Origin of the sequence: Mariniflexile jejuense (assembly GCF_042675665.1) — a bacterium.
GTDB lineage: Bacteria > Bacteroidota > Bacteroidia > Flavobacteriales > Flavobacteriaceae > Mariniflexile > Mariniflexile jejuense.
The window spans coordinates 1-4,373 of the sequence record NZ_JBHTJI010000036.1 but is presented as its reverse complement, the minus strand read 5'-3'; the positions used below and the strand labels follow the sequence as shown (position 1 = coordinate 4,373).

The window sequence follows — 4,373 nt, the reverse complement described above, 5'->3', positions numbered from 1 at the left end:
ACACCGTGTATAAAAAATTGCTATTTTTAGCTTAACCAATGTGAGTTGCTTTGCTTGCTTGCATCTGATTTTCCTACGGAAAATCCTCGCACACAAGCACGCAACTTTCCATACACATAGACGTTGGCAACAAGCTAAAAAAAACTACGAATGAAAAACAAAATACTAATTTTATTACTGACATTATCATCATTAATTGGCTTCAGTCAAAATGAAAATGTCCTCTACATTGTCGATTCAATTCCAGTTATCGAAGAACCTAAAGAAGGATTTGGAACATTAACTGAAAACGAAATTGATAATGTAGTTGTCGTTAAAGACAAAAAAGTAATTGAATCTTCTGGCTACAAAGATTTGGACGGAATTATTTATGTTTTCACAAAAGAATATGTAAAAAGACCTGATAGCATTAAAGCAATTCCAACAACTAAATTAATGACTAAAAAAAATGGAAGTTGGTATTTAAAAAATAATCCAACACCATATTCAGGAAAATTTATTGACTATTATCTAATTGGTAAAAAACAAGGCGAAGGAATTTTGTTCAATGGTAAACTAAAAGGAAAACGCCTACTTTACCACATAAACGGAAACGCTTCTGACGAAATTGAATACGAAAATGGACTTTCAAACGGAACGGAAAAACGATTTTACGAAGACGGAACTTTAATGCAAAAAGGCGACTTCAAAAACGGAAAAGAAATTGGAATTTGGGAAATGTATCACCCAAACGGACAATTAAAACAACAGACGAACTTTGTAGATGGAAAAATGGACGGAGAATCTGTTTCATACTATTCGACTGGAGAATTAAAAGGAAAAAACGTTTACAAAAATGGAGTTTATCAAAAAGACAATGTTAACGACAAACTTTTCAAACTTTATAACGAATCGCAAGAATTATACAAACAAGTAAACCATAAAGGAGCGATAAAAAAACTAGATAAAGCTTTAGAATTGGACTCTAATTGGTCAGAAGGATATTTTGCAAGAGGAACTATGAAATTAAATGATTTTCAATTTGACGAGGCAATTATAGACTTTAACAAAACCCTCGAAATTGAGCCTTATTTTACAAATGCATATTCGAATCGAGCTTTTGCTATTTTAAGAAAACACGAACTTGGAAATGGTCGGACTTTATCAAAATCAAAAGACATCCAAATAATCGCTTCAAAAGAGACTGAAATACCAGAATCGGAATTGGCTAAAATTTGTGCGGATTTGAAAAAAGCTGTATCGCTCGGAGATGATAATTGGATGGTTTTAGAAGCATTAGAAAAACATTGTAAAGAATAAAGCCAGTTGCCAACACCGTGTATAAAAAATTGCTAATTTTATACTAAACCAATGTTAGTTGCTTTGCTTACTTGCATCTGATTTTCCTTCGGAAAATCCTCGCACACAAGCACGCAACTTTCCATACACATTAACGTTGGCAGTAAGTAGAACAAACCAAAATTATATGAATTTTATAAAATCAATCTTAATTACCATTGTAATATTCTCTTGTGCTTCAAGTGGAATTCTTCAAAGCGAAGACAAACTTGTTGGTAAATGGAACGGAACTGACTTTTGGAATAATAAATCTGATTTAATATTTACAACGGACAAAAATGTTTCAATGACATTAAATGGAGAAATACTTGGTGGAGAAAATTTTGAAATCAAAGGAACAAAAGCTGAACTAAAATACGAAATCGACTCATCAAAAGACCCAATTTGGATTGACTTTATAGCTATTGAGAAAGAAAGTAAAATTGAGAAAGGTAGAATTAAAGGAATAATGAGATTCATTGACGAAAACAACGTAGAACTGTTAATGAATTTTAATGGTGTTCGATTCGAGAATTTTGACAAAGAAAATGAACAATCGATAGTGAAAATTCAAAGAAAAAAATAAAACCTACTGCCAACACAGTATATAAAAAATTGCTAGTTTTAGCTTAACCAATGTGAGTTGCTTTGTTTGCTTGCATCTGATTTTCCTACGGAAAATCCTCGCACTCAAACACGCAACTTTCCATATACATAAACGTTGGCAACAAGCTGAGAAATTCGTGAAAGCGATAAAATTAGAGGTTTAAATTGATAATTTTGTATCTTTGATAAAAAGCTAATAAAATGGATTTACAAACAAGAAAACTGGAACTAATTCAAGAGTTTTTAAAGATTCAAAGTGAAGATGTTATTTCACGACTTGAAAAAATCCTTAGAAAAGAAAACAAGAATTTCAATAATGATGATTTTAAACCAATGACAATTGAGGAATTTAATTCTCGAATTGACAAATCTATGGAAGATTCAATAAATGGTCGACTAATCGAATCTAGCGAATTAAAAGCCAAGATTGATAAATGGAATTAAAATTATTTTGGACTGATTTTTCTCAAAAAGAACTAGAAAAAATTTATAAATATCATCGAGAAAAAGCTGGAATTCGAATAGCAAAAAAACTCGTTAACGGTATTTATAACGAAACTTTAAAATTACAAAGGCAACCCGAAATTGGACAAGCCGAAGAACTTCTTAAAAACAGAAATCAAAGGTTTAGATATCTTGTCTATAAAAACTATAAAGTCATTTATTGGATTAATAAGGATAAGAATAGAGTTGAAATAAATGATGTTTTTGATACTCGACAAAACCCAATAAAAATAGAACGAAAAAAATAAAAGCCAGTTGCCAACACCGTGTAAAAAACATTGCTTATTTTAGTTAAGCCGTTTGGTCGTTGCTTTGTTTGCTAGCTTCTGATTTTCCTTCGGAAAATCCTCGCACACAAACACGCAACGTTTCTTACACATAAACGTTGTGCTTAATTAAAAAAATGACCGAAATCGAAATATTAACAGAAAGACTGAAATTGAGATTAATCGAATTATCAGATTTAAATTCGATTCATAAATTACATTCTTTACCTGAAACAGATGAATTTAATGCTCTTGGTATTCCAAAAAATATTGAGGACACCAAAACTATAATTCAACCTTGGATTGCGGAAAATAAGTTGGACAAAATAAAGAACTACACATTTGCGATTGAAAACAGATTGGATAGAGAATTCATCGGTTTGTTTGGACTTAAACTAGGAAACGAAAAGTATAAACGAGGCGAAGTTTGGTATAAAATACATTCCGAGTATTGGAAAAAAGGTTACGCAACGGAATCTTTAAAAGCGGTAATAAATTTCGGATTTGAAAATCTTAAATTACATCGAATAGAGGCTGGATGTGCAGTTGGAAATATTGGTTCATTTAATGTACTCGAAAAAGCAGGAATGGTAAGAGAAGGACGTCTGAGACAAGTTTTACCTTTAAAATCTGGTTGGTCTGACAATTTTGAATATTCAATACTTGAAACCGACGAAAGAAAAAAATAACTAAGCACAACAATGTATAAAAATAATTGCTCAATTTTGGGCTTAACCAAAGGTCGTTGCAAGTTTACTACGTCTGATTTTCCTGCGGAAAATCCTCGCACGTAAACCCGCAACTATTCTTATACGAACCGTTGTGGTGCATTAGAAATTAGACACCTTTACAATTTTATAATCTACATTTCTGAAAGGATGAGTTGGTTTAATTTTTTCAATATGGTTTAACGCCTCTTTTTCAGACTTGAAAGTTTTAGCATTTTCAATTTTTAGCGTTCTTGGTGGGTCTCCTTCCCAAGGTGCTACCCACATAGGTTCTGAACCTGATTTTATTTCAATTGCATACATAATATAAAAACGCACCACAACACTTTGTATAAAATACAGGCGGTTATGTGCTTGTTGTTTAGCCTACGTTTGTTAATTTACTTATTTACTTCGGAAAGTACACGAGTATAAAGTCGCCTACATTCCATACAATTTTCGTTATGTAGCAGTAAAAACCCAGAAAAAAGCAAACGTAAATTTTGCGGAAATTAAGCGGAATATTACTAGATTTTTGAACTGTATAAAAAAATAAAGTTTGCGGAATTATTAAAATAACGGAATATCTAAAAATTTAAGCTAGTAAAAATTAATAGAACGGAATTCTAAAAACGGAAACGGAAAACCAAAAATTGCGGAGAAAGAATAACATAAAAATTAAAAAAAAAGGACATTTAAATCTTTGTCTAAATTCAAAACCGCTACATAACATGGTATAAATTTAATTGCTTGTAGTTACTTAATCGGAAAAATCCTGCGGATTTTTCCTTTGGCTTGTGTTTTTTTGCTATTTTAGTACCTAATCCACGCAACTAAAAATTATACAAAACGTTGTAGCCAATTTGAGAAATGAAATTACTAATAGCAACATTTGGATTAATAATCAGCTTTGGACTGACAACAAAAATGAATGTTGAATCGAAAACTAATTTCGACTTACCAATAAAATTAA

At 31.3% G+C, this 4,373-nt stretch carries 6 protein-coding genes; 5 read left to right on the top strand and 1 reads right to left on the bottom strand.

Annotated elements, in window-relative coordinates:
- The first annotated feature begins 150 nt into the window (after positions 1-150).
- The 5 genes from ACFQ1R_RS13165 (at position 151) to ACFQ1R_RS13145 (ending at position 3,382) form a co-directional block, all read left to right on the top strand.
- Positions 151-1,299 carry a hypothetical protein gene (locus ACFQ1R_RS13165; RefSeq protein ID WP_379926729.1) on the top strand — a complete coding sequence of 383 codons (1,149 nt, stop codon included), beginning with the start codon at positions 151-153 and terminating at the stop codon, positions 1,297-1,299.
- Between the two features lie 58 nt (positions 1,300-1,357).
- The gene (locus ACFQ1R_RS13160; protein ID WP_379926728.1) at positions 1,358-1,903 is read left to right on the top strand and encodes a hypothetical protein; all 546 of its coding nucleotides are present in this window, start codon (positions 1,358-1,360) and stop codon (positions 1,901-1,903) included.
- A 221-nt stretch (positions 1,904-2,124) separates the two neighbouring features.
- On the top strand, positions 2,125-2,367 hold the full coding sequence (locus ACFQ1R_RS13155; RefSeq protein ID WP_379926727.1) for a hypothetical protein: 243 nt from the start codon (positions 2,125-2,127) through the stop codon (positions 2,365-2,367).
- The gene (locus ACFQ1R_RS13150) at positions 2,358-2,675 is read left to right on the top strand and encodes a type II toxin-antitoxin system RelE/ParE family toxin (protein ID WP_379926726.1); all 318 of its coding nucleotides are present in this window, start codon (positions 2,358-2,360) and stop codon (positions 2,673-2,675) included. The genes ACFQ1R_RS13155 and ACFQ1R_RS13150 overlap by 10 nt, the downstream gene beginning before the upstream one ends.
- Before the next feature lie 155 nt (positions 2,676-2,830).
- Entirely contained in the window at positions 2,831-3,382 is a 552-nt protein-coding gene (locus tag ACFQ1R_RS13145; RefSeq protein ID WP_379926725.1) for a GNAT family N-acetyltransferase, read from the top strand.
- A 141-nt stretch (positions 3,383-3,523) separates the two neighbouring features.
- On the opposite strand, the gene ACFQ1R_RS13140 is transcribed toward ACFQ1R_RS13145, so the two are convergent.
- Entirely contained in the window at positions 3,524-3,724 is a 201-nt protein-coding gene (locus tag ACFQ1R_RS13140; protein WP_379926724.1) for a hypothetical protein, read from the bottom strand.
- Positions 3,725-4,373: the final 649 nt, after the last annotated feature.